Annotated in this window: 23 protein-coding genes and 4 tRNA genes; 13 read left to right on the top strand and 14 right to left on the bottom strand. The window is 73.0% G+C overall.

Features of this window, described 5'->3' with window-relative positions; all coding sequences use genetic code 11:
• From ACERUJ_RS06515 to ACERUJ_RS06490, 6 genes are all read right to left on the bottom strand, one after another.
• The gene (locus ACERUJ_RS06515; RefSeq protein WP_370247665.1) at positions 1 to 1,707 is read right to left on the bottom strand and encodes an FAD-dependent oxidoreductase; all 1,707 of its coding nucleotides are present in this window, start codon (positions 1,705 to 1,707) and stop codon (positions 1 to 3) included.
• Between the two features lie 73 nt (positions 1,708 to 1,780).
• Positions 1,781 to 2,797, bottom strand: a complete 1,017-nt coding sequence (locus ACERUJ_RS06510; protein WP_370247664.1) for a diiron oxygenase — start codon at positions 2,795 to 2,797, stop codon at positions 1,781 to 1,783.
• Between the two features lie 210 nt (positions 2,798 to 3,007).
• Complete coding sequence (locus ACERUJ_RS06505) at positions 3,008 to 3,475, bottom strand: PPOX class F420-dependent oxidoreductase (RefSeq protein WP_370247663.1); 468 nt, start codon at positions 3,473 to 3,475, stop codon at positions 3,008 to 3,010.
• Between the two features lie 151 nt (positions 3,476 to 3,626).
• Positions 3,627 to 5,609, bottom strand: a complete 1,983-nt coding sequence (gene thrS / locus ACERUJ_RS06500) for a threonine--tRNA ligase (protein WP_370247662.1) — start codon at positions 5,607 to 5,609, stop codon at positions 3,627 to 3,629.
• A 181-nt stretch (positions 5,610 to 5,790) separates the two neighbouring features.
• Positions 5,791 to 6,021, bottom strand: a complete 231-nt coding sequence (locus ACERUJ_RS06495; RefSeq protein WP_370247661.1) for a TM2 domain-containing protein — start codon at positions 6,019 to 6,021, stop codon at positions 5,791 to 5,793.
• Between the two features lie 212 nt (positions 6,022 to 6,233).
• A tRNA-Val gene (locus ACERUJ_RS06490) sits at positions 6,234 to 6,305 on the bottom strand.
• 379 nt (positions 6,306 to 6,684) lie between these two features.
• Between ACERUJ_RS06490 and ACERUJ_RS06485 the strand changes: the two genes are divergently transcribed.
• The 4 genes from ACERUJ_RS06485 (at position 6,685) to ACERUJ_RS06470 (ending at position 7,638) form a co-directional block, all read left to right on the top strand.
• Positions 6,685 to 6,757: transfer RNA gene (locus tag ACERUJ_RS06485), tRNA-Gly, on the top strand.
• 32 nt (positions 6,758 to 6,789) lie between these two features.
• Positions 6,790 to 6,863, top strand: a tRNA-Cys gene (locus ACERUJ_RS06480).
• Positions 6,864 to 6,897: 34 nt separating this feature from the next.
• Positions 6,898 to 6,972: transfer RNA gene (locus ACERUJ_RS06475), tRNA-Val, on the top strand.
• Between the two features lie 126 nt (positions 6,973 to 7,098).
• Positions 7,099 to 7,638, top strand: a complete 540-nt coding sequence (locus ACERUJ_RS06470; protein ID WP_370247659.1) for a hypothetical protein — start codon at positions 7,099 to 7,101, stop codon at positions 7,636 to 7,638.
• A gap of 193 nt (positions 7,639 to 7,831) precedes the next feature.
• Here the strand turns inward: ACERUJ_RS06470 and ACERUJ_RS06465 are convergent, their stop codons facing one another.
• The gene (locus ACERUJ_RS06465; RefSeq protein WP_370247658.1) at positions 7,832 to 9,718 is read right to left on the bottom strand and encodes a hypothetical protein; all 1,887 of its coding nucleotides are present in this window, start codon (positions 9,716 to 9,718) and stop codon (positions 7,832 to 7,834) included.
• A 205-nt stretch (positions 9,719 to 9,923) separates the two neighbouring features.
• Between ACERUJ_RS06465 and ACERUJ_RS06460 the strand changes: the two genes are divergently transcribed.
• The 3 genes from ACERUJ_RS06460 to ACERUJ_RS06450 all read left to right on the top strand — a co-directional run bounded on the left by ACERUJ_RS06460 (position 9,924) and on the right by ACERUJ_RS06450 (position 11,729).
• Positions 9,924 to 10,256, top strand: coding sequence for a hypothetical protein (locus ACERUJ_RS06460; protein ID WP_370247657.1), 333 nt, complete (start codon positions 9,924 to 9,926; stop codon positions 10,254 to 10,256).
• A 67-nt stretch (positions 10,257 to 10,323) separates the two neighbouring features.
• Positions 10,324 to 11,346 carry a hypothetical protein gene (locus tag ACERUJ_RS06455; protein ID WP_370247656.1) on the top strand — a complete coding sequence of 341 codons (1,023 nt, stop codon included), beginning with the start codon at positions 10,324 to 10,326 and terminating at the stop codon, positions 11,344 to 11,346.
• A complete protein-coding gene (locus ACERUJ_RS06450) occupies positions 11,343 to 11,729 on the top strand; it encodes a hypothetical protein (RefSeq protein ID WP_370247655.1) in 387 nt (128 codons plus the stop codon). Before ACERUJ_RS06455 ends, ACERUJ_RS06450 begins: the two co-directional genes overlap by 4 nt.
• Positions 11,730 to 11,763: 34 nt before the next feature.
• Here the strand turns inward: ACERUJ_RS06450 and ACERUJ_RS06445 are convergent, their stop codons facing one another.
• Positions 11,764 to 12,195, bottom strand: coding sequence for a VOC family protein (locus ACERUJ_RS06445; protein WP_370247654.1), 432 nt, complete (start codon positions 12,193 to 12,195; stop codon positions 11,764 to 11,766).
• 137 nt (positions 12,196 to 12,332) lie between these two features.
• Here ACERUJ_RS06445 and ACERUJ_RS06440 point away from each other — a divergent pair, with 137 nt between their 5' ends.
• The 3 genes from ACERUJ_RS06440 (at position 12,333) to ACERUJ_RS06430 (ending at position 14,238) form a co-directional block, all read left to right on the top strand.
• Positions 12,333 to 12,497: a hypothetical protein gene (locus tag ACERUJ_RS06440; protein ID WP_370247653.1), complete on the top strand. Its 165-nt coding sequence runs from the start codon at positions 12,333 to 12,335 to the stop codon at positions 12,495 to 12,497.
• A gap of 101 nt (positions 12,498 to 12,598) precedes the next feature.
• Positions 12,599 to 13,183 (top strand): RNA polymerase sigma factor, encoded by a 585-nt coding sequence (locus ACERUJ_RS06435; RefSeq protein WP_370247651.1) that lies wholly within the window; start codon positions 12,599 to 12,601, stop codon positions 13,181 to 13,183.
• Entirely contained in the window at positions 13,180 to 14,238 is a 1,059-nt protein-coding gene (locus tag ACERUJ_RS06430; RefSeq protein WP_370247650.1) for a hypothetical protein, read from the top strand. Before ACERUJ_RS06435 ends, ACERUJ_RS06430 begins: the two co-directional genes overlap by 4 nt.
• A 48-nt stretch (positions 14,239 to 14,286) precedes the next feature.
• Here ACERUJ_RS06430 and ACERUJ_RS06425 read toward each other — a convergent pair whose 3' ends face one another.
• The 5 genes from ACERUJ_RS06425 to ACERUJ_RS06405 form a co-directional block, all read right to left on the bottom strand.
• On the bottom strand, positions 14,287 to 15,156 hold the full coding sequence (locus ACERUJ_RS06425; RefSeq protein WP_370247649.1) for a nuclease-related domain-containing protein: 870 nt from the start codon (positions 15,154 to 15,156) through the stop codon (positions 14,287 to 14,289).
• Between the two features lie 253 nt (positions 15,157 to 15,409).
• Positions 15,410 to 15,622 (bottom strand): hypothetical protein, encoded by a 213-nt coding sequence (locus tag ACERUJ_RS06420; protein WP_370247648.1) that lies wholly within the window; start codon positions 15,620 to 15,622, stop codon positions 15,410 to 15,412.
• 359 nt (positions 15,623 to 15,981) lie between these two features.
• Complete coding sequence (locus ACERUJ_RS06415; RefSeq protein WP_370247646.1) at positions 15,982 to 17,079, bottom strand: TrkA family potassium uptake protein; 1,098 nt, start codon at positions 17,077 to 17,079, stop codon at positions 15,982 to 15,984.
• Positions 17,080 to 17,149: 70 nt separating this feature from the next.
• Positions 17,150 to 18,160 (bottom strand): YihY/virulence factor BrkB family protein, encoded by a 1,011-nt coding sequence (locus ACERUJ_RS06410; RefSeq protein WP_370247644.1) that lies wholly within the window; start codon positions 18,158 to 18,160, stop codon positions 17,150 to 17,152.
• Between the two features lie 455 nt (positions 18,161 to 18,615).
• Positions 18,616 to 20,028, bottom strand: coding sequence for a cation:dicarboxylate symporter family transporter (locus tag ACERUJ_RS06405; protein ID WP_370247643.1), 1,413 nt, complete (start codon positions 20,026 to 20,028; stop codon positions 18,616 to 18,618).
• Between the two features lie 129 nt (positions 20,029 to 20,157).
• On the opposite strand from ACERUJ_RS06405, the gene ACERUJ_RS06400 reads away from it, so the two are divergent.
• A complete protein-coding gene (locus tag ACERUJ_RS06400) occupies positions 20,158 to 21,741 on the top strand; it encodes an ATP-binding protein (protein ID WP_370247642.1) in 1,584 nt (527 codons plus the stop codon).
• On the top strand, positions 21,738 to 22,412 hold the full coding sequence (locus ACERUJ_RS06395; RefSeq protein WP_370247641.1) for a response regulator: 675 nt from the start codon (positions 21,738 to 21,740) through the stop codon (positions 22,410 to 22,412). The genes ACERUJ_RS06400 and ACERUJ_RS06395 overlap by 4 nt, the downstream gene beginning before the upstream one ends.
• A gap of 91 nt (positions 22,413 to 22,503) precedes the next feature.
• Here the strand turns inward: ACERUJ_RS06395 and ACERUJ_RS06390 are convergent, their stop codons facing one another.
• Positions 22,504 to 23,955 (bottom strand): glycine hydroxymethyltransferase, encoded by a 1,452-nt coding sequence (locus ACERUJ_RS06390; protein ID WP_370247640.1) that lies wholly within the window; start codon positions 23,953 to 23,955, stop codon positions 22,504 to 22,506.
• 368 nt (positions 23,956 to 24,323) lie between these two features.
• Here ACERUJ_RS06390 and ACERUJ_RS06385 point away from each other — a divergent pair, with 368 nt between their 5' ends.
• Positions 24,324 to 25,232, top strand: a complete 909-nt coding sequence (locus ACERUJ_RS06385; protein WP_370247639.1) for a hypothetical protein — start codon at positions 24,324 to 24,326, stop codon at positions 25,230 to 25,232.
• The last annotated feature ends 480 nt before the right edge of the window (positions 25,233 to 25,712 follow it).

The raw sequence follows: 25,712 nt of genomic DNA, 5'->3' as shown, positions 1-25,712 counted from the left end.
TCACCTCCGCCTGTCCGACCCCCGGATGATCTCTCGCACCGAAGCGTAACGACGAACGGCAGCCGCGGCACCGCCGCCCCGCCCGGCCCGGCCCGGGCGGCCGGGGCCGGTCGCCTCACCCGCGCGGGCGAGTCGGCGCATCTCGGCGAGCTCGACGACCTTGGCACGGGGCCGGCCGCGGGCCGCGCCGCGGCGCCGCTCCTCGGCGTCCAGGCGCCGCCAGCCGGCGAGGTCGATCACCTCCGGGGCGCGCTCGGCGACCACGGTGGCGATGGTGTCGGCGGTGCCGACCGGCGCGGGCAGACCGGGCCGCCCGGCGTCGAGGTCGTCCAGGATCGCGGTGACGGTCTCCTGGGCGCAGGTCTTGTTGGTGCCGATGAACCCGGACGGGCCGCGCTTGACCCACCCGGCCACGTACAGGCCGGTCTCGACGCGGCCGGCGTCGTTCGGCACGGTGCCGGTGGCCTCGTCGTAGGGGAGGTCGGCCACCGGCAGGCCGCGGTAGCCGATGGCCCGCAGCACCAGGCCGCAGTCGAGGTCCTCCTCGACGCCGTCGCGCACGACCCGCAGGCCGGTCACGGCGTCCTCGCCGAGCACCGCGACCGGGCTGGTGTGGAAGCGCAGCACCAGCCGACGCCGCCCCTCCACCGGGGTGCGGGAGGCGATCTCGCGCAGCAGCTCCAGCTTGGCGCCGTCACCGGGCGCCCCGGGGGCCAGGCTCGCCGGGTCGGCGTCGACGACGACGTCGACGTCCTCGAGCGCCGCCAGGCCGACCAGCTCGGGCAGGGTGAAGGCGGCGTCCGCGGGACCGCGACGGCCCAGCACCACGACCTCGCGGATGCTGCTGCGCTGCAGCGCCGCCCAGGCCAGCGCCGACATGTCGGTGCGCTCGAGCGCGGTGAGGTCGGCGGTGAGGATGCGGGCGACGTCGAGGGCGACGTTGCCGTTGCCGATCACGACGGCCCGCTCGTGCTCGAGCGGCACGGGGAGGTCGGCGCGGTCGGGGTGGCCGTTGTACCAGGCCACGAGCTCGGTGGCCGACAGGCTGCCGGGCAGCTGCTCCCCCGGCACGCCGAGACGACGGTCGGAGGCGGCACCGGTGGCGTAGACGACGGCGTGGTACTGCTCGCGCAGGTCGGCGAGGGTGACGTCGCGGCCCACCTCGACGCCGAGGAAGTAGCGGAAGCCCGGCAGCTCCTCCACCGCGCGGAACAGCTGCTCGACCTGCTTGGTGTGGCCGTGGTCGGGCGCCACGCCGTAGCGCACCAGCCCGTAGGGCGTGGGCAGGCGGTCGTAGACGTCGACGCCCTCGATCTCGGGGTGCTTGAGCAGCTCGTCGGCGGTGTACAGCCCGGCGGGACCGGCACCGATCACCGCGACCCGGAACGGACCGGGCACCTGCAGGCGCCGCTGCTTCTCGATGATCGCCAACGGGTGCCGGTCGGCGTGCGGGAAGCAGTCGTAGTAGGCGGCGTTGAGCGCGAGGAACGGCTGCTCGGCCGGGGTGAGGGTGGTGTGCGGCTTGATGGCCTCCACCGGGCAGGCGGTGGCGCACGCGCCGCAGTCGACGCAGGACTTCGCGTCGACGTAGAGCATCTCGGCGGTCCCGAAGCCGGGCTCACCCGGCGCGGGGTGGATGCAGTTGACCGGGCAGGCCTGCACGCAGGAGGCGTCGGCGCAGCAGGACTGCGTGACCACGTAGGGCATCGGGACTCCGGAGGTCGGGAACGGGATCGGCGTCCGACCCGGGGGCCGGACGCCGATCGGAGGATCGGGGGACTCAGGCGGCGGCGGAGGCCGGCTCGCTGCGGAACCGCGAGGGGCGGCCTGCGATGCCCATCAGGCGCCACACCCGACGCGAGACCGGGTTCATCATCCCGGTGTCCTCGGCGAGCATCCGGACGTCGCCGAACAGGTCGCGCAGGAACTTCTGCGACTCCGGCTGGTCCCAGTACAGGTCCTTGATGACCGACTTCGGGATGCCCATGTCCTTCTGGGCCTTCTTGCTCGGCACCAGGATCTCGTTGCACAGCCACTTCATGATCACCGGCACGAGCACCGACAGGACCGCACGGTCGGCCTTGGACAGCTTCGGGGCGTTGTGCTCGAGGAACTGGTGGGCGAAGCCGATGTGGCGCGCCTCCTCGGCGATGTGGATCTGCATGATCCGCTGCAGCAGCGGGTGCTGGTTCTCCCCGCTGCGCACGATCGACTTCTGCACGTGGTCGATCGGCTCCTCGCCGGCGAGCACGCCGTAGAAGAAGCCGAACGGCACGACCCGGGCGGCCAGCGGCAGGAACGGGCTGAGGGCGTGGAAGAGACGCGAGCCGCCGGCGACGTCCTGGCCGGAGCGGTTCACGAACTCCTGGAACATCTGGGTGTGGTGGCACTCCTCGGTGGCCTCGTGCGTGGAGTAGCGGAACTCCGCGCTGCCGTTGGGGAGGCTGAAGGCGTAGTTCATCAGCCCGGCGATGAGGATCTGCTCGAACTGCAGGCCGACCTTGGTGATGTTGGCCTGGCGGTACAGGCCGATGCGGATCTGCTCCTCCTTCGGCAGGCTCCGGTACCACGGGTGGCCGCCGAGCGGGTCGATCGAGGGCAGGATCCACCGCTCGTCGGTGGGGTCGATGGCGTTGGCCGGGTTGTCCCAGTCGATGTCGAGGAACGCGTCGAAGTGCTGGTGCACCGAGGCCTCGGACAGCGTCCGCAGCCGCTCCTCGTAGGTCTGGAACGGGGACTCCTCCACGCGGCCGGACTCGGCCAGGAGCTCGGTGGTGGGTTCCAACGTGCTGGTCATCGCGTCTACCTCTTCCGGTCTCGCTCATCCGCGGTCGACTGCCTTGTCGACCCGACACGTCGAGGTTAGTGCGACGCCGCGTTGCATGTAAAGGATATCCGCGACGTTACGTCACAGTAACTTGGCGCGAGTGCATGTCGAGGCGGCCGCCTCACCCGAAGGGCGGGCGGTGGAGGACGTGCCGGACGCCGGGGCGCCGGGCGGTGCGGCTCAGCCGTCGGCGAGCCGCGCGGGGAAGCCCCCGGTCGCGATCGGGCCCCACGCGGTGGGGGTGATGCGCAGCAGCGACTTGCCCTGGTCGCGCATCGCCTGGCGGTACTCGTCCCAGTCGGGGTGCTCCCCCGCGATCGCGCGGAAGTAGTCCACCAGCGGCTCGATGCTCTCCGGCAGGTCCAGCACCTCGCAGGTGCCGTCGACCTGCACCCAGGCGTCGTCGAAGTCCTCGCTCAGCACCAGCACCGAGACCCGCGGGTCGCGGCGGGCGTTGCGGGTCTTCGCGCGTTCGGGGTAGGTCGAGACCACCAGGCGGCCGGCGTCGTCGACTCCCCCGGTGACCGGGGACAGCTGGGGCGAGCCGTCCCGCTTGCGGGTGAGCAGGATGAACCGGTGGCGCGGCCGGAGGAACTCCAGCAGGGCGTCGCGGTCGACGGTGGACGTGGTGGCGATGCGTCGGGCCATACCTCCACCTCATCACCCCCGACCAACCGTTCGAACGGCTGACCGGTCGACCAGTCGATCAGCCGACCCGCAGGAAGCGGACCGGCCCCGGGTGAGCAGTGTGCTCCCCCGGGGCCGGACGGCGCCGTCGTCGGCGGGGTCTGGGCTGGGATCAGACCTGGGCGCGGGTGGCGACGGCGTCGAGCACGCGCTGGATCGCCTCCTCCACGGGGACGCCGTTGTCCTGGCGGCCGTCGCGGTAGCGGAAGGAGACCGCGCCGGCGGCGATGTCGTCCTGCCCGGCGATGAGCATGAAGGGCACCTTCTGCAGCTGGGCGTTGCGGATCTTCTTCTGCATCCGGTCGTCGGAGTCGTCGACCTCCACGCGCAGGCCCCGGGTGCGCATGGTGCGCGCGAGGTCGTGGAGGTAGTCGGCGGCGAAGTCGGCCACGGGGATGGCCTGCACCTGCACGGGGGCCAGCCACGGAGGGAAGGCGCCGGCGTAGTGCTCCACCAGCACACCGAAGAACCGCTCGATCGAGCCGAACTTGGCCGAGTGGATCATCACCGGCTGCTTCTTGGTGCCGTCGTTGGACTGGTACTCCAGGCCGAAGCGGGCGGGCTGGTTGAAGTCGTACTGCACGGTGCCCATCTGCCAGGTGCGGCCGATGGCGTCCTTGGCCTGCACGGAGATCTTGGGGCCGTAGAACGCCGCACCGCCCGGGTCGGGCACGAGGTCGAGCCCGGTCGCGGCGGCGACGTCCTCGAGCACCTTCGTGGCGACCGCCCAGTCCTCGTCGGAGCCGACGAACTTGTCCTTCTTGGCGTCGTCGCGGGTGGAGAGCTCGAGGTAGAAGTCGTCGAGCCCGAAGTCGCGCAGCACGCCCAGCATGAAGTTGAGCAGGTGCTGCACCTCGGCGGGCGCCTGCTCGGGGGTGCAGTAGGAGTGGGAGTCGTCCTGGGCGAAGCCTCGCACGCGGGTGAGGCCGTGGATCACGCCGGACTTCTCGTAGCGGTAGACGCTGCCGAACTCGAACAGCCGCAGCGGCAGCTCGCGGTAGGAGCGCCCGCGGCTGCTGAAGATGAGGTTGTGCATCGGGCAGTTCATCGCCTTGAGCTGGTAGTTCGCGCCCTCGAACTCCATCGGCGGGAACATCGTGTCGGCGTAGTAGGGCAGGTGCCCGGAGGTGTGGAACAGCCCGTCCTTGCTGATGTGCGGGGTGCCGACGTAGGAGAAGCCCTCCTCGATGTGGCGCTGGCGGACGTAGTCCTCCATGACCCGCTTGATGACGCCGCCCTTGGGGTGGAAGACCGGCAGGCCCGAACCGATCTCGTCGGGGAAGGAGAACAGGTCGAGCTCGCGGCCCAGCTTGCGGTGGTCGCGGCGCTCGGCCTCCTCCAGCCGGTGCAGGTGGGCCTCGAGGTCCTCCTTGGAGGGCCAGGCCGTGCCGTAGACGCGCTGGAGCTGCTTGTTCTTCTCATCGCCGCGCCAGTACGCCGCAGCACTGCGCATCAGCTTGAACGCCGGGATGCGCTTGGTGGTGGGCAGGTGCGGGCCGCGGCACAGGTCCTTCCAGACGACCTCGCCGCTGCGCCCGACGTTGTCGTAGATCGTCAGCTCGCCCGCGCCGACCTCGGCCGAGGCCCCCTCGGCGGCGTCCGCGGCCGAACCCTTGAGGCCGATCAGCTCGACCTTGTAGGGCTCCTCGGCCAGCTCGACCAGGGCGTCGGCGTCGGTGGTGACGCGGCGCGAGAACCGCTGGTTCTCCTTGATGATCTTGCGCATCCGGGTCTCGAGCTTGTCGAGGTCGGCCGGGGTGAACGGGGTCTCGACGTCGAAGTCGTAGTAGAACCCGTCGGTGATCGGCGGACCGATCCCGAGCTTGGCCTCGGGGAACAGGTCCTGCACGGCCTGGGCCAGCACGTGGGCGCAGGAGTGGCGCAGGATGTCCAGACCGTCCTTGCTGGCCATCGGCACCGACTCCACGACCTCACCCGCGGCGAGCTCGTGGGAGAGGTCCTTGAGCGCGCCGTCCACCCGCGCCGCGATGACGTCGGCGTCGTCGGCGAACAGCTCCCAGGCCTTGGTGCCCGTGGTCACCGTCCGGTCCTCACGCACCTCGGCGTGGACGCGGACGACCTGGATCTCGGACACAGCGGGGCTCCTCAGCACTGATGACGGGGACGACGTCGTCGCCGCCGTGATCGTAACGAGCCCGCACCGGGGGCGTCGCACGGGTTTGGCGCGGTGGTCGGCGCGGCGCGGGCGTCACCGGGAACGACGACGGCGGGCCGCCCCCGAGGGGACGACCCGCCGTCGCGCGCAGCGGTGGGGCTCAGACGAGCGCGGAACCGTCGGCCGCGTTGACCTTGCGCAGCACGATCAGCACGAAGTCGATGATCGCCCAGATGCCGGCGCCACCGCAGGTGACCAGCTTGAGGATGCCCAGGCCGGTGTAACCCAGGTAGAAGCGGTCGACACCGAGGGCGCCGAGGAAGAACGAGAGCAGGACGGCGGTCGTGAACGACTTGCTGCCGGCCGGCGCGGGAGGAGCGGGGTGCGTCATGGTGATCCTTCGCGGAGATGGGAGAGGGAGCAGCCGCCGAGACGACCGCGAGAGACGCTAAGCGCTGATCAGGCGCGTGGCAACCGGCGCGCGCACGAACCCACGTGAGTGGGAGCCACCTCACAGGTCCGACGGCGCGTTCCCGGCGGTGACGGCTGCGGACAGCACACGAGCCGCCCTCCGGATCGGAGAGCGGCTCGAGTAGGTGTCGGTGGGCGATACTGGGTTCGAACCAGTGACCTCTTCGGTGTGAACGAAGCGCGCTACCACTGCGCCAATCGCCCGACTGCGACGCGAGCGCCGCGATCACGGACTGTAACGCATGGCACCGGTGGGACGACAAACCGGCCCCTCCCCCGATCTGCGTGCCGCCGCGGCCTCCGGGCCGCCCCGGCCCTCTCCCGGCGGCCGCACCGCCCGGTGCCACCTGATCGACGCGCCATCGAGTCCCGTCGATCACCACGCTGGCCACCACCCCCGGGGACGTCCGTCCGGCACCTCCTCCCCCATCACGCCACGCCGCCACCTCGTCGGCGGAAGCTCGTTCCTGCAGGTCAGGGACCCGTGGACCCGGGATCCGGCACGCCGATGGACCCCGGTTTTGGCACGACCCCGGGGTTGGGCTAATGTTCTCAACGCGCCAGCCGCCAAGGCGAAGCGCAAGCGGACGTAGCTCAGTTGGTAGAGCGCAACCTTGCCAAGGTTGAGGTCGCGAGTTCGAGCCTCGTCGTCCGCTCGAGAGGCCGGTGGAGGCCAGCCTGTCTCCGTGGTGGGTTGGCCGAGAGGCGAGGCAACGGACTGCAAATCCGTGTACACGGGTTCAAATCCCGTACCCACCTCCACCACGCCCCATCAGGGGTGGACAACTCCAGACCCGGGCGATTGGCGCAGCGGTAGCGCGCTTCCTTGACACGGAAGAGGTCACTGGTTCAAACCCAGTATCGCCCACCAGAGACAGCGCAGAGGCCCTCCGGGGCCTCTTGTGCTTTCCGGGGTCGGAGCGGACGTCCTCCGACGTCACCGTCGCGTCCTTCCCGAATCTGCCACGGCATGGCGACCGAGCCCCATCTTCGGCGCATGATCGGTCTCGGGACCACGAACCCCCGGCGCACCAGGGCCCGACGGGCCGCCCTCGTGCTGCCTCTCCTCGCGCTCGCCTCCTGCAGCGACGGTGACGCCGACGCGGAACCCTCGGAGCCGACCGCAGTGGAGCTCACCGAACCCGATGGACGGACGACGACGCTCACGCCGACGTCGGTGGAGTGCGGCCCGAGCAGCTACGACCCCGACACCGAGGTCGTCCTCGTGCGTCTCGTCGCCGAGCAGACCGCCCTGACGGTCGAGGTCGTGCCGGCGGATGTCGCTGACGGGGGTTCCTTCGATCTCCCGCTCGATGCGGGGAGCGGGACGGACGGCCCGGCCAACGCGTCCGTCTTCGTCGGCAGCGAGCGCTTCCAGGCATCGTCCACGGAGGAGGAGTCGACCGGGACCCTGGAGGTGACTCGGGCGACGTGCGATCCCGTCGCCCTGGACCTGAGCATCGAGGCCACCCTGGGCCCGGAGAGGTCCGACGGGTACGGCGTGCGGGTCGAGGGTCGCATCTCGCTGAACGGCTGACCCCGGGAGCAGGCAGCCGGCGCCGGCCCGCGGAGGGCAGGTGGTCGTCGGGGCGGGCGGGTGCCCCGGCACGATCGGGCCCCGTCGTCACCGCCACCGCACCCGACGACGGGCGCGCCGCTCCCGGCACCGCTGTCCCGGCACCGCTGTTCCGTCGGCGCGGCCAGGGAGCAGCCGCGCCGACGGGTGGAGGTCAGCGGATGACGCGCACCCGGACCGGTGCGGAGGTAGAGGGTGCGGTGGTCCGGGTACCGGGGAACACCGCGCGGAGCACGTGGACGCCGGGCGCGAGCCGCGGGAGCCGGACGGCGCGCGAGCCGTCGTCGCCGGCGGCCAGGCGGACGGTGTCGAGCACGCGGTCGCCGTCGAGGATCCGCACGACGCCGGCGGGGTCCAGCCCCACGGCGGCCAGACCGAGGGTCACGACGGGTCGGACGTCGGCCGGGACGCGGGCCGGCGCGTCGAGGGAGAGAGTCGACAGCGCCCGGGCGACGGTGACGGCGGCGCTGGTGGCGTAGCCGAGGTCGGCACCGGTGAGCGGGGCGGCGACGAGGGCGCTGATCCGGCGTCCGGCGTCGGCGGCGACCGGGGTGTACTGCGCGCCGGTGGCGCCGGGGATGACCGTGCCGTCGCGCAGCCAGCGGTACAGGAACACGTCGGGAGCACCCGACCAGGTGCCCGTCGTGGCGCTGAGCAGGCCGCCCGGGCGGGCGCTGCCGGAGATCGCGGGCGCGACGCTGGCCACGAGGGCGTCCGCGAGGTCGACCAGGACCGGCGCGCTGGAGAACGCACCGGTGGCACCGGCCTTGGTGCCGATCACCTTCACCGCGATCTGCTTGGCGAGGTCAGCGGCCGTGAGCCGGTAGGTCGCCGACGTCGCACCCGGGATCGGCACCGAGTTGCGCAGCCACTGGAAGGTGGTCGACACCCCGCTGGTGGCCCAGGCCGGCGAGGCGGCGCTGAGCAGGCTCCCGACCTTGCCCGCGCCGGTGAGGGTGGGCAGGCCGTCGGCGGTGAGCGAGGAGGCGAGGTCGCCCACCCCGAGCGCGCCGGTGAGCACCGACACCACGGGGATGCCGGCCAGGGTGCCGGTCACCAGCGCCGAGATGTCGGTGCCGCTGAGCGCCTCGGTGAGCGGCAGGCTCAACCCGGTGGCGCCGGGGATCGGCAGGCCGTTGCTGAGCCACTGCACCGAGCTGGTGACGCCCGGGACGCTGAACTCCCCGGGGACCAGGGTGAGCACGTCACCGACGACCGGGACCCCGGAGAGCAGCGGGGCGACCGTCGCGACCACCTGGTCCACGACGTCCGCACCCGGGATCGTGGCGGCGCTGCTCAGCACCGACGTCGGCAGCAGGCCGAGCAGCCGGCCCGTCACCAGCGCGGTGATCTGCCGGCCCGCATCGGCCGCCACCGGGACGTACTGCGAGCCCGTCGCGCCGAGGATCGGCACGCCGTCGCGCAGCCACTGCACCGACGTGACGACGCCGGGCAGGTTCCACTGCGTCGCCGACAGGCTGAGCACCTGCCCCACACCCGGCACCCCGCTCAGCAGCGGCAGCACGGTGGCGAGCAGCGAGGTCGGGTCGGGCAGACCGGAACCGCCGGCGATCGGGAGGACGTTGCTCAGCACCGAGACGGGAAGCAGACCGAGCAGCTTCCCGGTGACCATGCCGGTGATCTGCCGCCCGGCGTCCTCGGCCACCGGCAGGTAGGTCGCGCCCGTCGCCCCCGGGATCGGCACGCCGTCGCGCAGCCACTGGTAGGAGTTGGTCACCCCCAGCAGGCTCCACACCGGGTCCGCCAGCGTCAGCACCGAGCCGACGTCGCCCGCCCCGGACAGCACCGGCAGCTGGACGGCGGACAGCAGCGAGCCGAGCAGCCCCCGCTGCGCGACGGGCGCACCGGGAGCGACGTGGGCGACCGGCGCGTCAGGGGCGGCACCGGCCGGCGCGACCACCCCGAGGGCGGCGCCGGAGCCGAGGACCGCCGCAGCGACCAGGCCGGTGAGCGGGCCGGCGAGCGGGCCGGTGAGCGGGCCGGTGAGCGGGGTGGACAGCGGACGTGAGGTGCGGAGCATCGGATCCCTTCCCGACGGACGACATCGGGCCACCGTCGGCCCGATACCCCGGAGGGTATGGACCCGAACGCCTCGCGCACACGAGAACCACCCCCACTCTGGGCGACCGACGTCGCACCTGACCCGATCGGAGGAGTCGAGCAGGCCCGAACGGCTCTTGCGCACGGCCCCGGCTCCCCCGGCCGGCCTGGTTAGGGTCGGGATCATGCCCTCCACATCTCGGGACCCCCACGACCTCCCCGACGACGCCGCCCCGGGCGTCCTCGCCGCCTACGTCGGCGAGGACGTCGGGCGGCAGCTGATGGTGCGGCTCTGCCTCGGCGTGGCCGCCCTCGGGCTGCTGGCCGGGGCGTTCAGCGAGGCCTCCGACGCTGCGCGCACCGCCGTCGCGGTGGTGAGCGGCCTCGGGATCGTGCTGCTCGCGACCGCCGGCCTGGCGCGCTGGTCGCGACCGCGCCAGTGGCTGGCCATCGCCGCGGTGCTGGTCACGACCACGCCCCTGGTCGCCCTCGTCCTGGCGCAGCACCGCGACGCCTGAGGGTTTGCGGCGGGGGCGATCGGGCATCGCCCCGGGCACCAGATCCACCACTCTCGGGGGGACCACCATGCCTGTCGCCGACGACCACGCACCCACGACCTCGCGCCAGCTCGAGGTGCACCTGCCCACGATGCGGGGCTATGCCGCGTACCTCGACCGCACCAGTGCCGACCTCGGCGCGATCGCCCACCGCGCCCGGACCTCGTGCTCGAACGCCGACTTCGGTCGGATGCTGGAGGACCTGTGCGGCGACTACGAGACCCTCCTGCCGGTGCTGCACGAGATGCTGGCCGAGCAGGAGCGCATCATGCAGCGCTACGGCGTCGCCGTCGACGCCCTCACGATGGACTTCGAACGCACCGACGACGGCGTCGCGCAGGCGTTCGGCGGCGCCGACTCCATCACGGGCGGCGGCTCGACCTCCACCGCCTTCGCCGGGCTGGGGCCCACCGGTTCGGTCCCCACCCCCTATCCGACCGAGAGCGAGATCCCGGAGGTGTCCTTCGGGTTCGTCTTCGACAAGCTGGCGTGGGCGCTGGAGGAGTTCTGCGGCTTCGACGTGCGCCGTGAGGTCACCGACTACCTCGCCGGCGACGTCGTCGGGCTGACCACCCAGGCGATCTGCTGGGAGCAGATCGGCACCCGCGTCGGCCAGCACCGCGACGGCCTCGTGGTCGCGCAGCGGCTCGCCTCCACCGACTGGGAGGGCGACGCCGCGACCAGCCACTTCGCGGCCATGATCGGCTGGGACCAGCCGCTGGAGGACCAGACCACGAAGCTGCCCGAGCTCGGCGGCTACCTGCGCGACCTGGGTCGCCAGGCCGTGCACACCGCGCAGTTCGTGGTGGACTGCATCCGGCTCGCGATCGACCTCATCCTCGGCGCGTGGTCGCTGATGTACATCCCGATCGTCGGCCAGGCCCGGTTCGTGAAGAAGGCCTGGGACGCCTACAAGCAGGCCAGCAAGGCCACCGCCTACCTGCGGATGCTGTGGTCGTTCATCCGCACGGTCAAGGACTACTTCGTGGTCCTCCACGACACCCTCACCCCCGCCCACCTCCCCGCGGCACCGCAGACGGTGGCCCGATGACCCGCCTCGACGACGTGCGGGCGGCGATCGCGCAGAGCAGCGCGGCCCTGAGCGAGCAGCTGGCCCGCGGCCGCGCCGAGCTCGACGCCGATCGGGCGCGACCGCTCTTCACCGACGCCGAGCGCCGCGAGCTCCAGGAGGTCGCCGAGGGCGGCGCGATGGGGCCACGGATGCGCGAGTTCGCCGACGCCGTCCGGCGCGGCGAGGCCGACTGGGACGACTTCGTGCGTCGCCAGGACGGACGCGAGGGACTGCTCGAGGACCTGGTGCAGGAGAGTCAGGACCGGTTCGGCGAGGAGGCCGCGCGGGCGTTCGCGGCCTCCGAGGCACCCGAGGACGTCGTGGATCCGCGACCGCGCCCGCACGACCCCGACCACGCCTGACCGGCTCGGCCTGCGCAGGTGGCCGGCCGGGAGGTCAGTCCAGGCAGAACTCGTTCCCCTCGACGTCGGCCATGACCAGGCACGACTCGTTCACGCCGTCGGCCTCCAGCAGGCGCAGCCGGCGGGCGCCCAGCGCCTCCAGACGTGCCCCCTCGGCCTCGAGCACCGCCAATCGCTCGGCGCCGACCTTCCCGGCGCCCACCTTGACGTCGAGGTGCAGCCGGTTCTTGACGACCTTCCCCTCGGGCACCCGCTGGAAGTACAGGCGTGGGCGCAGCCCGGCGGGGTCGGCGCAGGCGTAGGCCGACCCCCGCTGGTCGGCGGGCAGGGTGTCCTCGAACCGCTCCCAGGAGTCGAAGCCCTCCGGCGGGGGCGGCTCGGCGTAGCCCAGCACGTCGCGCCAGAACCGACCGACCCGGACCGGATCCGCACAGTCGAAGGTCACCTGCACCGCGACTCCGCTCACCGGTCCACCCTACGGCGATCCCCGCCATCGGGTGCTCCCCCACGTCCCCGGTGGGGCCGCAGGCGCCGTCGTACGCCGCCGGGACCGCTAGCCTCGCACCCGTCGGACGGCACCGGGCCGTCAGGAGGAGGCGGATCATGCTGCGCTGGGCCAACACCATGGCCGCACTGCTGACGGCGCTGTGCGTCGCCGTCTTCGCGGTGGTGGAGGACCTCTCGGCGTTCCTGTGGGTCGCCGTGGTCGTCATGGTGGTCAGCGGCGTCGCGGCCGACGTCCTGCGCGCCCGCACCGGCCGGAGCTGACGCGGGCGGGGAGGACGGGGTGACGCCGGTCGGACCTGCGGCCTCGGACCTTCGTCGCACGCGGCTGTCACACCTGCTCCCGGACCGGACATGAACCGGTCGTGACCCTCACCGACGACTCGCGCGAGGCCCGCTTCAGCGGGCTGTACGCGAGCACCTTCGACGCCCTGCTGGGCTTCGCGCTGCGGCGCGTCGCCCGTCCCGAGGACGCCGCCGACGTCGTGGCCGAGACCTTCCTCGTCGCGTGGCGCCGTTTCGACGACATCCCACCCGGGGACGAGGCCCGCCTCTGGCTCTACGGCGTCGCCCGACGCACCCTGGCCAACCAGCGTCGCGGCTCGGAGCGGCGGATGGCCCTCACCGAGCGCATCGGCAGCCGGCTGCGCCGGGAGCTGGCGGCCGCCGTCCCCGACCCGGCGGACCGGATCACCGAGCAGGTCGTCGTGCGCGAGGCCCTGGACCGGCTCGCCGACCGCGATCGCGAGGTCCTCGAGCTCACGGCCTGGGAGGGCCTGACCGGACCCGAGATCGCCGTCGTGCTGGGGGTCTCCGAGGTGGCGGTGCGCGCACGCCTCTCGCGGGCCCGACGACGGTTCCGCGAGGCCGGCGGTCACGGTCCACCCGAGGACGGACATGTCCCGGTCAAGAGCATCACCACCGCCCACGTCCACGAGGAGCACCGATGAGCGAGCAGCCCCGTCCCCGGATCACCGACGCCGAGGTCGCCGCCCTGCCCATCGCCGCGGGACGTGCCGAACTCCTGGAGCAGATCATGGCCGACACCACCACCTCGACCCGCCCGACCTCGACCTCGCCGACCGCTCGGACCACCGGCTCCGCCCGGCGCTGGCTCGTGCCCGCCACGGTCGCCGCCGCCGTCGGCGTCGTCGCCACCCTCCCGCTGTGGGTGGGCGGCGACGGCGCGGGCGCCGACCGCGGCGCCGTCGCGACCACCCCGCCCTCCCCCACCGCCCCGGCCGTCGCCGGCACCCTGCCGGCCCTCGTGGCCCCCGGCTGGACCCTGCACGACATCGAGGCACGGCCCGGCGACGGCGAGATCGACTACCGCGACGCCCGGGACCGCGAGGTCCTGCTGCAGTGGGACCCGATCGCCGCCGGCGACCCCGCCTACGACCAGTACTACGACGGTGACGGCCTCGGGAAGGGCCGGCCGGTCGAGTTCGCGGGCGGTGAGGCCCGGCTGTGGGGCACCGATGGCGACGTCCGCATCGTGCGGGAGGCCGTCGGCGGCCACCTCATCGTGTTCCGCGCCGAGCTGCCCGAGCAGCAGGCACTCGACGTCGCCGCCCAGGTGCGCCTGGTCGACCTCGACGGCCTGGCCGCGCTCATGCCCGACGACGTCGTGACCCCCGACACCGCGGCGCAGGCGATCGCCGACGCGGCGGCCGACGTGCCGCTGCCGCCCGGACTCGACGTCGAGGACATCGAGCTGCCCGGGGTCAACGACCGGTACGAGCTGGGCGTCGCGGTGACCGGCACCGCCGTCTGCGGCTGGTCCGAGGCCTACTTCGCCGCCCGGGACGCCGGCGACGACGCCGGCGTGCAGGCGGCCGTCACCGCGCTCTCCGGCTCGCAGCAGTGGGCCATCCTCCAGGAGATGGCGGCCACGGGCGACTGGGGCAGCGTGGTGGCCGAGGTCGGCGACGCGATGGCGGCCGGCACGCTGCGACGCGACGACGTCGACACCAGCCTGGGCTGCGCGGAGCTCCGCGCCGGCTGAGTCGTCCTGGGTCCTCCTGGGCCTTCCGCATCCGCGGATCGGAGGGCCTCAGGGCCGCCAGCGCTGCCCGATCCCCGGATCCGTCCCGTCGCGCCCCGTCCCACCCGTCCCGGGTGCGGCGGGGCCTGACGGCGTCGGGCGCTGCTCCGTCTCGGACCCGGCGACCTCGGCGAGGTGGTCGGTGTACGCCACCAGCGCAGCCAGGAGCACGAGCGGGGCCAGCACTCCCCCACTCCGCCGCGGGCGCCGGCTCCGGCGCGGCGGAGCGCTGCGGCGTCCGGACCGCCTCTCGGGCCGGCCCGGACGCCGCACCGGCGTGGGTCCCGGCAGGGGCGCCGCCACCGTCTCCGGCCGCGCTCGTGCCGCCTCGACCGTGCTGCGCAACCGGGCCTGGAGGGTCAGGACGGCGTCGGCCACCTCGTCGACCCCCATCACCACCGGGCTCTCACGCAGTACCGCGGCCACCGAGCCGGCAGAACACACCACGACGTCCTGCACCTGCGCGTGGATCGGGTCCGGGCGCACCACGCAGACCACCCCGCGGACCCGGTCGGCGTAGCGCGGCAGCAGACGCGCCACCGCCAGGGCCGCCTCGCCGGCGCCCGAGACCTCCCGGTCCCGGCGGTAGCCCTGCTGGCGCAGCACCCCCTCACGCACGGTGACGGCGCCGGACCAGTTCTTGGAGTCGATCACGAAGATGCCGCCGGGTCCGATGACGAGGTGGTCGAGGTTGGCCCGCTGGCGCCCGGGCCAGTGCAGGTCGTGCCAGGCCGTCCAGGTCGGGTCGAGCTCGGCCAGCGCGGTGGCGGTGAGCGCCTCGCCCGCCGCCCCCTTCTCCCAGGCGAGGGCGCGCTGCGCCCACCGATCCGCCTGCGCGCGGGCGCGCCTGGCCTGTTCCCGAGCCGATTCCCCTGCCACCGTCCGTGGGTATCACGCTCCCTCGATACCCCGTGGGGCATTGTCAAGATCCTTGCTGTGACCGACGTCATAGTTTCACCCGGAGAGACGGGGTCCGCCTGGATCGAATCTGGTCTAGAGTTCAACTACCGATCCGCTGGCGACCCGAGACGCCAGCGGATCGGCTCCATTTTCGGGCCGATCGGTCGGTCGGCCGGCCGGCCGGCCGGGTCAGCCGGATCACAGAGAGCCCCGGCGCGACACCACCGGCCCCTCACGAGCCTCGAGCGCGCGAGGCGGCCTCCGGGACCGGGATGACGATCGGCCGCAGCCGCTCCGCGGGCAACCACTCCTCGACCACCATCCAGGCCTCCGCGCCGGGCTCGGGGCTGCGCAGGGCGACGTAGATGACCCGGCCCATCCACGACGGGCCGGCGCGACGCCATTCCACCAGCAGGCCCGGGCGCTGGACGCCGCGTCCGTCCACGGCGTCAGTGACCCAGCAGTGCCGCGAGGGACAGGGCGCCGGCAGGGCACCGGCACCGGGCCGCGGGCGCGCGCCGAGGGGGAACCCACCACTCTCGCCGCCCCAGCCTCCGACCACGCGCCCATGATGCCACGCCGATCGAACACGTGTTCGACCAATCCCTGGAACGGGATGCCCTCCCGAGGTCGCCCGGAGCGTCAGTCGTGACCCAGCGAGATCCGGCACGCTGAGCGTCACCAGATGGATGCGAGGGCAAGGCGCCCGATGCGACGGCACCCTGGCCGGTTGTCGAGCGTCGGCAACGCCGCTGTCGTGCCGAGATGGTGGGGCTCAGGCGTCGCAGATCGGTGGATCCGGGCTCAGTCCTCGTCGGTCGCGAGGTCCTCGTTGTGGGTGCCGGGGCGCGGCGCCCAGGGCAGCTCGCGGGCCGGACGCACCACGATCAACCGGTCACCCCGGGCCAGCAGCGCCACGACCGGGTCGAAGTAGCGGTACACCTTCTCGTCGCGCACCACCGCGATCACCTGGTCGGGCAGCCGTTGCGGCTGCTTGCCGACCTCGCTCACCAGCAGCTCGCGCTCGGCGACCTCGAGGCCGTCGCCGTAGGACAACAGGTCCTCCATCACGGTGCCGAGCGTGGGCGACATCGAGGACAGCCCGAGCAGGCGGCCCACGGCGTCGGAGGAGGTGATCACCGAGTTGGCGCCCGATTGGCGCATCAACGGGGCGTTCTCCTGCTCGCGCACCGCCGCGACGATCCAGGCGTCCGGGTTCATCTGACGCACGGTGAGGGTGGCGAGCACGTTGGTGTCGTCGCGGTTGGTGGTGATGATGACCTGCTCCGCCGTGGCCGTGCCCGCGCGGCGCAGCACCTCGGCCCGCGTGGCGTCGCCGGAGATCACCGCCAGGCCGTCGGCGTGGGCCTCGGCGAGCCCGGCCGGGCTCGGGTCCACCACCACGACGTGCTCGCGGTCCAGACCGTTGTTGACCAGGGTCTCCACCGCGCTGCGGCCCTTGGTGCCGTAGCCGACGACGACGACGTGACGTCCCATGCGCTTCCTCCAGCGGGCGATGCGGATCTGCTCGCGCCCCTGGGAGGCCAGCACCTCCAGGGTGGTCCCGATCAACAGGACCAGGAAGGCGACGCGGGCGGGCGTGATGACGAAGGCGTTGACCAACCGGGCGGTGTCGGTGACCGGTGCGATGTCGCCGTAGCCGGTCGTGCTCAACGTGACGGTGGTGTAGTAGATGGCGTCGATGAGGCTGATCTCGTTGCGCGGGTCGCCCCCGTCGCGGTAGCCGTCGGCGTCGAGGTACACCAGCAGGACGGTTCCGACCAGGATGCCGAACGCGAGCAGCACCCGCCGGGTCAGCAGCCACCACGGTGAGCGGACGCGCTCGGGGAGCGCGATCGTGCCGCGGCCGCCGCCCGCCGGCCCGTGCTCGGTGTCGCTCACGACCGGCAATCTAGCGGGCCCGAGGGCCTCGGAGCGGCGCCGGTCCCGCGCAGGCACGTCCGGGGAGGGGTCACGTGCCCGTCGGGGGGCGGGGCGGGCGCTCGTCGTCGCGCTGTCGTGCGACGCTGGCGCGCCAGCGTCGCCACAGCTCGCGGCGGGCCTGCTGGGTGGCGTGCTGGCCCAGGACCTCGTCGCAGGCCGCGTTCACCGCCGCGCCGATCAGCACCGCCAGCGCCAGCAGGTAGAGCCACAGCAGCACCGCGATCGGCGCCGCGAGCGGGCCGTAGACCGAGCGCGAGTCGGTGGAGGTCACGGTGAGGAACCATCGCAGCACCGTGGAGCCCAGGATCCAGGCCAGCAGCGAGAACGTGGCGCCGGGCAGGTTGAAGCTCCAGTTCGTCCGCACCGGCACCGAGACGTGGTAGAGCGTGGCGAGGAAGCAGATGCACACCGCCACCACGACCGGCCAGTAGAAGCCCATCAACACGTCCGCGCGGTGGGGCAGCCACTGCCGGACCAGACCGGGGCCGGCGACGACGAGCGGGATGCAGACCGCCCCGCTGAGCATCGCCAGGACGTAGAGCAGGAACGACAGGGCCCGGGTGCGCACGATGCCCCGGTGCCCGCCGAGGCCGTGCATGATCGTGATGGTGTCGACGAACACGTTGAGGGCCCGGGAGCCCGACCACAGCGCGAGCACGAACCCGACCGAGATGACGTCGAACCGGCCGCCGGCCAGCACCTCGTTCATCGTCGGCACGATGACGTTGTCGACCGCGCTCTCGGTGAGGAAGCGGCCCGAGAGCTCCACCACCGCGGCCCGGACGTCGTCGATCTGGGACTCGCTGAACTGCGCCGAGACGTAGCCCACCGCACCGGCGAGGGCGAAGATCAGCGGCGGGATCGAGAGCACCGCGAAGAACGCCCCCTCGGCCGCGAGGCCGGTGACGCGGTGGCGCAGGCAGGAGCCGACCGTGGTGACGACCAGGCGCCACAGGGTGTGGAGCAGGGATCGGGCCAGCGCCCGCGCCCGATCCAGGGAGGTCGACAGCGCGGCCCACTCCGGTCGGTCCGCGGCCACCGGCTCACGGTAATCGACCCGGACCCGACCGTGGTTCAGGCTCGGCGCAGCAGTGGCACGGCTCTCACGCGAGGGGACCCCTCGCTCCCCGAGGCCGACCCGCACCTCACCGCGTCTCGTGACGGCGCCGGGGCGCCTCCTCGACGAACGAGGATGCAGACGGTCGTCGAGGAGCGAGCCCAGCGAGCATCACGAGACGCCCGCACCCGACAGACCACCTCCCGCGACCGCGCCGGGGCGCCTCCTCGACGAACAGCGGGGACATGGTCGTCGAGGAGCGAGCCCAGCGAGCGTCACGAGACGCCCGCACCCGACCCACCACCTCCCGCGACGGCGCCAGGGCGCCTCCTCGACGAACGTAGGACCAACGGTCGTCGAGGAGCGAGCGCCAGCGAGCGTCACGAGACGCCCGCACCCGACAGACCACCTCCCGCGACCGCGTCGGGGTGCTGCGGTCAGCTCCCGGACTTCACCAGGCGCGAGGCGTCCGGAGCCGCCGGGGTCGTCACGTCGCTCGCGGGGGCACCGTGGCCGTCCCCCAGCATCGAGGACTCGTCGAAGGGGAGGCGGCCGGCGAGGACGGCGTCGAGGCGGGCGCGGTCCAGGCCCCCGGTCCAGTGACCCATCAGCACGGTCGCCACCGCGTTGCCGGCGAAGTTCGTCACCGCACGGGCCTCGGACATGAAGCGGTCGATGCCGACGATGAGGCCGACGCCGTCCACCAGCTCGGGGCGGTGGGAGCTCAGGCCCCCGGCGAGAGTCGCCATCCCGGATCCCGTCACGCCGGCCGCGCCCTTGGAGGCGATCATCATGAAGGCCAGCAGCGAGAGCTGCTCCCCGATCGAGAGCGGGTCGCCCAGCACCTCGGCGATGAACAGCGAGGCCATCGTGAGGTAGATGGCGGTGCCGTCGAGGTTGAAGGAGTAGCCGGTCGGCACCACGATCCCGACGGTGGACCGGTCCACCCCGGCGTGCTCCATCTTGGCGATCAGGCGGGGCAGCGCCGACTCCGAGGAGGACGTGGAGACGATGAGCAGGAACTCCCGGCCCAGGTAGCGCAGCAGGGCGAGGATGTTGACCCCGGTGACGACCCGCAGCAGCGTGCCGAGCACGACGAGGATGAACAGCGCGCAGGTGGTGTAGAAGCCGAGCATCAGCACGCCGAGACTCACCAGGGCGCCGGCACCCGTGGCCCCGACGACGGCGGCGATCGCCCCGAAGGCACCCACGGGTGCGGCCCACATGATCATCGAGAGCACGGTGAACACCAGGCGCTGCACGGAGGCGATGACGGCGAGGGTGGGGCGCCCGGCCTCGCCGAGCTGCTGGAGGGCGAACCCGACGAGCAGCGCCACCAGCAGGGTCTGGAGCACCTCGCCCGAGGTCAGCGCGCTGAGGAGGGAGTCGGGGATGATGCCGAGCAGGAACTCCGAGGTCGTGGCGTGGTCGCTGCTCACCTGCGCCTGTCCGGCGTCAGCCAGCTCGGGGGTGATCCGCAGTCCGCTGCCCGGGTGGAGCAGGTTGCCGACCACCAGACCGATCGCCAGGGCGAAGGTCGACATCGTGATGAAGTACAGCAGCGCCAGGCCGCCGACCTTGCCGACGCGGGCGGCGTTGGCCACCGAGCCCACGCCGAGCACGATCGTGCAGAAGATGACCGGCTGGATCATCATCTTGATCAGGGCGACGAACCCGGTGCCGAGCGGCTTCAGCGCGACCCCGGTCTCGGGTGACACCAGGCCGACGACGATGCCGAGGGCGACCGCGGCGATCACCGCGAGGTAGAGGTAGTGGGTGCGTGCCCCCCGCTGCGGGGCGCGCCGGTCGCGCGGGTCGGTGTCGCGGTTCCTGCGTCGGGTGATGGTCACGGGTGTCCCCTCGTCCACGGGGCCGGGGCGATCCCGGCACGGCCCAGCGTGGTCGCGGATGTGACCCCGGTCACCGTTGTGGTCGTTGTGTTCGTCGAGACCGCCGACGTCGTGGGGCACGATGGGGCCGTGCCGCGTCCGCCGTCCGTCGCCCGTCAGGTCCTGCTGCTGCAGATCGGGGTCGTCGTGGTGCTCGTGGTGACCGCCCTGGGCCTGGCCGCGCTCGACGCACGGCGTGACGCCCGCGAGTCCGCGACCGCGCGGGCGCTCGCCGTCGCCCGATCGGTCGCCGACTCCCCCGCGGTGCTCGCCGCGCTCGCCTCCGCCGACCCGTCGGCGAGCCTGCAGCCCTACGCCGAGCGCGTGCGCCGCGACGCCGAGGTCGACTTCGTGACGATCATGGCGCCCGACCGCACCCGGTACACCCACCCGGACCCGGCGAACATCGGCCGCCCCTTCGTCGGCGACCTGGGCGATGCCCCGCAGGGCGGGGTGTTCACCCAGGAGTACACCGGCACCCTGGGCCGCTCGATGCGTGCGGTCGTGCCCGTCCTGGACCCCGCCCGCAGCGACGACGGCCGGCCCGCGGTGGTCGCGCTCGTCTCGGTGGGGATCACCCTGCGCGCGATCGACCGCACCGTCGCCGACGACCTCCCCGTGATCGCCGGTGCCGCCGGCCTGGTGCTGCTCACCGGGCTGCTCGGCACGTGGCTGGTGGCCCGCCGGCTGCGCCGGCAGACCCACGGTCTCGGGGAGCGGGAGCTGACCCGCATGTACGAGTACTACGCGGCCGTGCTGCACGCGGTGCGCGAGGGCCTGCTGCTGCTCGACGACGCGGGGCGCGTGCAGTGGGTCAACGACGAGGCGCGCCGGCTGCTCGACCTGCCGGCCGACGTCGAGGGCCGGCCGCTCGACGACCTCGGCGTGCCGCCTGGCCTGGTGGCCGGGGCCCGCGACGCCGCCGCCAGCGCCGACGACGTCTATGTGGCCGGCGACCGGGTCCTGGTCGTGAGCTCCTCCCCCGCCCGGTGGCGCGGGCGACGGGTGGGTGCGGTCGTGACCCTGCGCGACCAGACCGAGCTGCGCGCGGTGAGCGGCGAGCTGGACCTCGTGCGCGGCCTCACCGACTCCCTGCGCGCCCAGACCCACGAGGCGGCCAACCGCCTGCACACCGTGGTGACCCTGGTGGAGATGGGCCGGCCCGAGCAGGCGGTCGCGTTCGCGACCGAGGAGCTCGCTCTCAGCCAGCAGCTCACCGACGACGTGCTGGGCGCGGTCGGGGAACCGGTGGTGGCCGCCCTGCTGCTGGGCAAGGCGGCCCAGGCACGCGAGCTGGGCGTGGACCTGCAGGTCCTGGGACGCCTGCCCGCGACCGGCGTCGCCGGCCGCGACCTGGTCACAGTGCTCGGCAACCTCATCGACAACGCCTTCGACGCCGTGGCCGAGCGCCCGGAGCGCCGGGTGCGGGTCGAGCTCGACGACGCCGCCGGACCACGGATCGCCGTCGCCGACTCCGGACCGGGGTGGAGCGAGGACGAGGCGGTCCGCGCACTGGCGCGGGGCTGGAGCACCAAGGCCGAGGGCCGGGGCGTGGGCCTGGCGCTGGTGGAGCAGATTGCGCGCCGCGCGGGCGGCGCCGTCACGCTGGGACGCAGCGACCTCGGGGGCGCGGAGGTCCGGGTCCGGCTCCCGGCCGCGCGGGAGCCCCGATGACGGGCCCGATCCGCGTGCTCGTCGTGGAGGACGAGGAACTGGCCGCCGAGGCGCACGCCGCCTACGTGGCCCGCACGCCGGGCTTCGTCGTCGCGGGCGTGGCGCGGTCGGTCGCCGAGGCGGGCCGCGTGCTCGCCACCGCCCAGGTCGACCTGGTCCTGCTCGACCTGCACCTGCCCGACGGCCACGGACTGGGGTGGCTGCAGCGGTTGCGCGCGGGCGGCGAGCTGGTCGACGTCATCGCGGTCACGGCGGCGCGCGACCTCGACGCCGTGCGGCACGCCGTGGCCCACGGGGTCGTGGCCTACCTCCTCAAGCCGTTCACCTACGCCGCGTTCCGCGCGCGCCTGGAGCAGTACGCCGCCTTCCGCGCCGAGCTGGCGGGGTCGGCCGAGCAGGTCGTGCAGGAGGAGGTCGACCAGGTGCTCGGCCGCCTGCGACCTGCGGGCGGTGCGCTTCCCAAGGGCATGAGCCAGGAGACGCTCACCGCCGTGGTGGCGGCGCTGCGCGCCGCGGGCGCACTCTCGGCGTCGGAGGCGGCGCAGGCGGTGGGCGCCTCGCGCGTGACGACCCGCCGCTACCTCGAGCACCTGGCCGCCACCGACGTCGTGCGGCGCCGGTCCCGCTACGGCGGCGGCGGCCGGCCCGAGGTCGAGTACGTGCTGCGCTGAGCGCGCGGGGTCGGCGCGCGACGTCGTCACCGGCGAACGGCCGGCGGATCGGTCCGGTCCGCCTGCCGTCCGCTTGGTGCGTCGGGAGACCTCAGGCCAGGTCGAGGCCCGGGTAGAGGGGGTGCTTCTCCAGCATCTCGGCGGAGGCGTCGCGCACCTTGTCGGCCACACCCTCGGCCACCGAGTAGGAGGCCTTGGAGACCGCGCCGGTGGAGGTGGTGCCGGGCTGGGCGTTCTGGAGCACGTGCACGATCAGCTCCGCGACGCGGTCGAACTCGTCGTGGCCGAACCCGCGGGTGGTGAGCGCCGGGGTGCCGAGCCGGATGCCGGAGGTGTACCAGGGGCCGTTGGGGTCGGCCGGGATGGCGTTGCGGTTGGTGACGATGCCGGCGTCGAGCAGGGCCGACTCGGCCTGGCGACCGGTGAGACCGAACCCGGAGACGTCGAGCAGCACCAGGTGGTTGTCGGTGCCGCCGGTGACCAGCGAGGCACCGCGGGACAGGAAGCCCTGCGCCAGCGACTGGGCGTTGTCGGCCACCTGCTGGGCGTAGGTGCGGAACTCGGGACGGCGGGCCTCGGCGAAGGCCACGGCCTTGGCGGCCATCACGTGGGCCATCGGGCCGCCGAGCACCATGGGGCAGCCGCGGTCGACGCTGGGCGCCAGCTCCTCGGTGGCGAGCACGATGCCGCCGCGCGGACCGCGCAGGGACTTGTGGGTGGTGCTGGTGACGATGTGGGCGTGGGGCACCGGGTCCTCGTCGCCGGTGAACACCTTGCCGGCGACCAGGCCGGAGAAGTGGGCCATGTCGACCATCAGCGTGGCGCCGACCTCGTCGGCGATCTCGCGCATGGTGGCGAAGTTGATGCGGCGCGGGTAGGCGGAGTACCCGGCGACCAGGACCAGCGGCTTGAACTCGCGGGCCTTGGCGCGCACGGCGTCGTAGTCGACCAGGCCGGTGGCGGGGTCGGTGCCGTACTGCTGCTGGTGGAACATCTTGCCGCTGATGTTCGGACGGAAGCCGTGGGTGAGGTGGCCGCCGGCGTCCAGGCTCATGCCGAGAAGGCGCTGGTTGCCGAGCTCCTTGCGCAGCTCCTCCCAGTCGGCCTCGGTGAGGTCGTTGACGTTCTTGGCGGCGGCCTTCGCCAGCCAGGGACCCTCGACGCGGTGGGCCAGGATCGACCAGAACGCCACGAGGTTGGCGTCGATGCCGGAGTGGGGCTGCACGTAGGCGTACGGGGCGCCGAAGAGCTCACGGGCGTGCTCGGCGGCGAGCGCCTCGACGGTGTCGACGTTCTGGCACGCCGCGTAGAAGCGGTGGCCGACGGTGCCCTCGGCGTACTTGTCGCTGAACCAGGTGCCCATGGTGAGCAGCACGGCCGGCGAGGCGTAGTTCTCGCTCGCGATGAGCTTGAGCGAGCCGCGCTGGTCGGCGAGCTCCTGGCGGGTGGCCTCGGCGACGCGGGGCTCCACCGCCGCGATCACCTCCAGCGCCTGCTGGTAGGCCGAGCTGGTGAGGGCGGACATCGAGGACTCATCGACCATGGCACCGGAGGATACCGGCGTCGCGTCACCCCTCCCGCATCCGCGCACGCGTGCGCGAGACGCCGGTCCGGGGCAGTCCGGGCGCCTGGTCACGACGGCGGATCCTTGCGCGTTCCTTGCGCGGTCCCTGCCGGAGCGCGCCCACCTGTCTGGACCACTCGGGCCCGATACCGGCGAGTAACCCACGTCACACCCCCCGGACCCGAGCACCCGCATGGCCCGACCGGGTGATCGCGCAGAACGTTCGACCAGATCGGCTCAGGACCCGACGCGGGGCGACCGATCCGACTCCTACGGTCACATTGCGGTCGCCACGGAGGGCGGCCGGATGTCATGGGGGCCTTACCCAGGCCCGGGGAGGAATCACAATGTCCGTTTCGAAGTCCCGCACCACCCGCCGTCTCGCCCAGGTCGTCGGCCTGGGCGCCGCCACGGCGGTCACCACCGGCATGCTCGCGGTCACCGGCCCGGCGGCGCACGCCGCGCCGGTCGGCCCGCTGCGCGCCGACACCACCGCCACCGACAGCAACACCGTGAAGTACGAGTGCACCGGTCCGCTCGGCTTCCTCAAGATCTCGGCCGAGATCACCACGACCAACCTGCCCTCGGACGCCACCACCGAGGCGGAGATGGTCAACGGCATCGCCTTCAACCTCGTCCTCGACTTCCCGGTCAAGCTCTTCGGGGGTCTGGGCCTGGGCACCGGCGGCATCTTCGGCGCCCTCGGCGGCGGCTTCGGCGGCGTCGGCACGGTCGGCGGCTTCGGCCTCGGCTTCGGCGGCGAGGACCTCGACACCGCCCCGGTCACCGACGACGTCGACAACGTGTCGTCCGACCCGACGCTGCGCAGCCGCGCCCGCACCGAGGACTTCGAGCTGCCGGCGCCCGGTGAGTACGAGGTCACCGCGCCGGAGTCCTTCACCTTCGTCCCGATCGCGATCTTCGGCATCCCGCTGTTCACGATCACCTGCGACGTCGTCGGTGACGACGTGGTGGACGAGGTCGTCGTCGACGAGCAGGACTCCGAGACCGACACCGAGGTCGTGGGCGGCACCGAGGACGACCCGGTCGTCGAGGCCGTCGTCACCCGCCAGCTCGGCGGCAAGGCGACCGGCAAGGTCGTCGCCGTCGCCGGCAACAAGGTGGTCGGTCAGGCCAAGCTCGTGCGCGGCCAGGCCACGATGAAGCTGCGCAACGTGGGCGGCAAGCCGGTCAAGGTCCGCTACGTCGGCAACAAGACCACCCACCCCAGCATCGCCCGCGTGAAGATCGGCTGATCCGAAGCCTCACGCATCGACCGGGGCGCACCGGGGACTGATCACACCCCCGTCACCCCCCGTCACCCCAGCAGCACCGCACCACCGCAGCACCGCAGGGAGCGAGCGGCGTCGACCACCCCCCCGACCACCGGTCGGCGTCGCCGCTCACGGGCCCGGCCTCACGGACTGAGGATCGGCCCACCTGCCCCCGGCACCACCCACCACGGGCCCATCTCCCCCGCACCTGCCCCGCGCGGCCGGGCGCACGCCGCAGCACGGACACCGGAAGAGGCGCTCCGCAAACGTGACCTCGGCCACGTTCGCCGACGTTTCTGCACGTGGGGCGTCCACATCACGGAACCGACGTCCGAAATACGAGATGAACGTTTGTGGTGAGGGTGTCCACCTCCTGAGACTCATTGACATGGTCTCCGCTGCGACGCACGCCTACCTGGTCGAACGACGCCATGTCGACCTCGGGCGCACGGGCAGCGCGAT

The organism is Nocardioides sp. (assembly GCF_964228225.1).
Classification (GTDB): domain Bacteria; phylum Actinomycetota; class Actinomycetes; order Propionibacteriales; family Nocardioidaceae; genus Nocardioides.
This window is presented reverse-complemented; position numbering and strand designations above follow the sequence as displayed.

What these genes read in the sequence shown, in the direction of transcription:
- ACERUJ_RS06515 (WP_370247665.1), bottom strand. Translation starts at nt 1,707, where the DNA reads ATGCCCTACGTGGTCACGCAGTCCTGCTGCGCCGACGCCTCCTGCGTG.
- ACERUJ_RS06510 (WP_370247664.1), bottom strand. Translation starts at nt 2,797, where the DNA reads ATGACCAGCACGTTGGAACCCACCACCGAGCTCCTGGCCGAGTCCGGC.
- ACERUJ_RS06505 (WP_370247663.1), bottom strand. Translation starts at nt 3,475, where the DNA reads ATGGCCCGACGCATCGCCACCACGTCCACCGTCGACCGCGACGCCCTG.
- ACERUJ_RS06495 (WP_370247661.1), bottom strand. Translation starts at nt 6,021, where the DNA reads ATGACGCACCCCGCTCCTCCCGCGCCGGCCGGCAGCAAGTCGTTCACG.
- ACERUJ_RS06470 (WP_370247659.1), top strand. Translation starts at nt 7,099, where the DNA reads ATGATCGGTCTCGGGACCACGAACCCCCGGCGCACCAGGGCCCGACGG.
- ACERUJ_RS06465 (WP_370247658.1), bottom strand. Translation starts at nt 9,718, where the DNA reads ATGCTCCGCACCTCACGTCCGCTGTCCACCCCGCTCACCGGCCCGCTC.
- ACERUJ_RS06460 (WP_370247657.1), top strand. Translation starts at nt 9,924, where the DNA reads ATGCCCTCCACATCTCGGGACCCCCACGACCTCCCCGACGACGCCGCC.
- ACERUJ_RS06455 (WP_370247656.1), top strand. Translation starts at nt 10,324, where the DNA reads ATGCCTGTCGCCGACGACCACGCACCCACGACCTCGCGCCAGCTCGAG.
- ACERUJ_RS06450 (WP_370247655.1), top strand. Translation starts at nt 11,343, where the DNA reads ATGACCCGCCTCGACGACGTGCGGGCGGCGATCGCGCAGAGCAGCGCG.
- ACERUJ_RS06440 (WP_370247653.1), top strand. Translation starts at nt 12,333, where the DNA reads ATGCTGCGCTGGGCCAACACCATGGCCGCACTGCTGACGGCGCTGTGC.
- ACERUJ_RS06430 (WP_370247650.1), top strand. Translation starts at nt 13,180, where the DNA reads ATGAGCGAGCAGCCCCGTCCCCGGATCACCGACGCCGAGGTCGCCGCC.
- ACERUJ_RS06395 (WP_370247641.1), top strand. Translation starts at nt 21,738, where the DNA reads ATGACGGGCCCGATCCGCGTGCTCGTCGTGGAGGACGAGGAACTGGCC.
- ACERUJ_RS06390 (WP_370247640.1), bottom strand. Translation starts at nt 23,955, where the DNA reads ATGGTCGATGAGTCCTCGATGTCCGCCCTCACCAGCTCGGCCTACCAG.
- ACERUJ_RS06385 (WP_370247639.1), top strand. Translation starts at nt 24,324, where the DNA reads ATGTCCGTTTCGAAGTCCCGCACCACCCGCCGTCTCGCCCAGGTCGTC.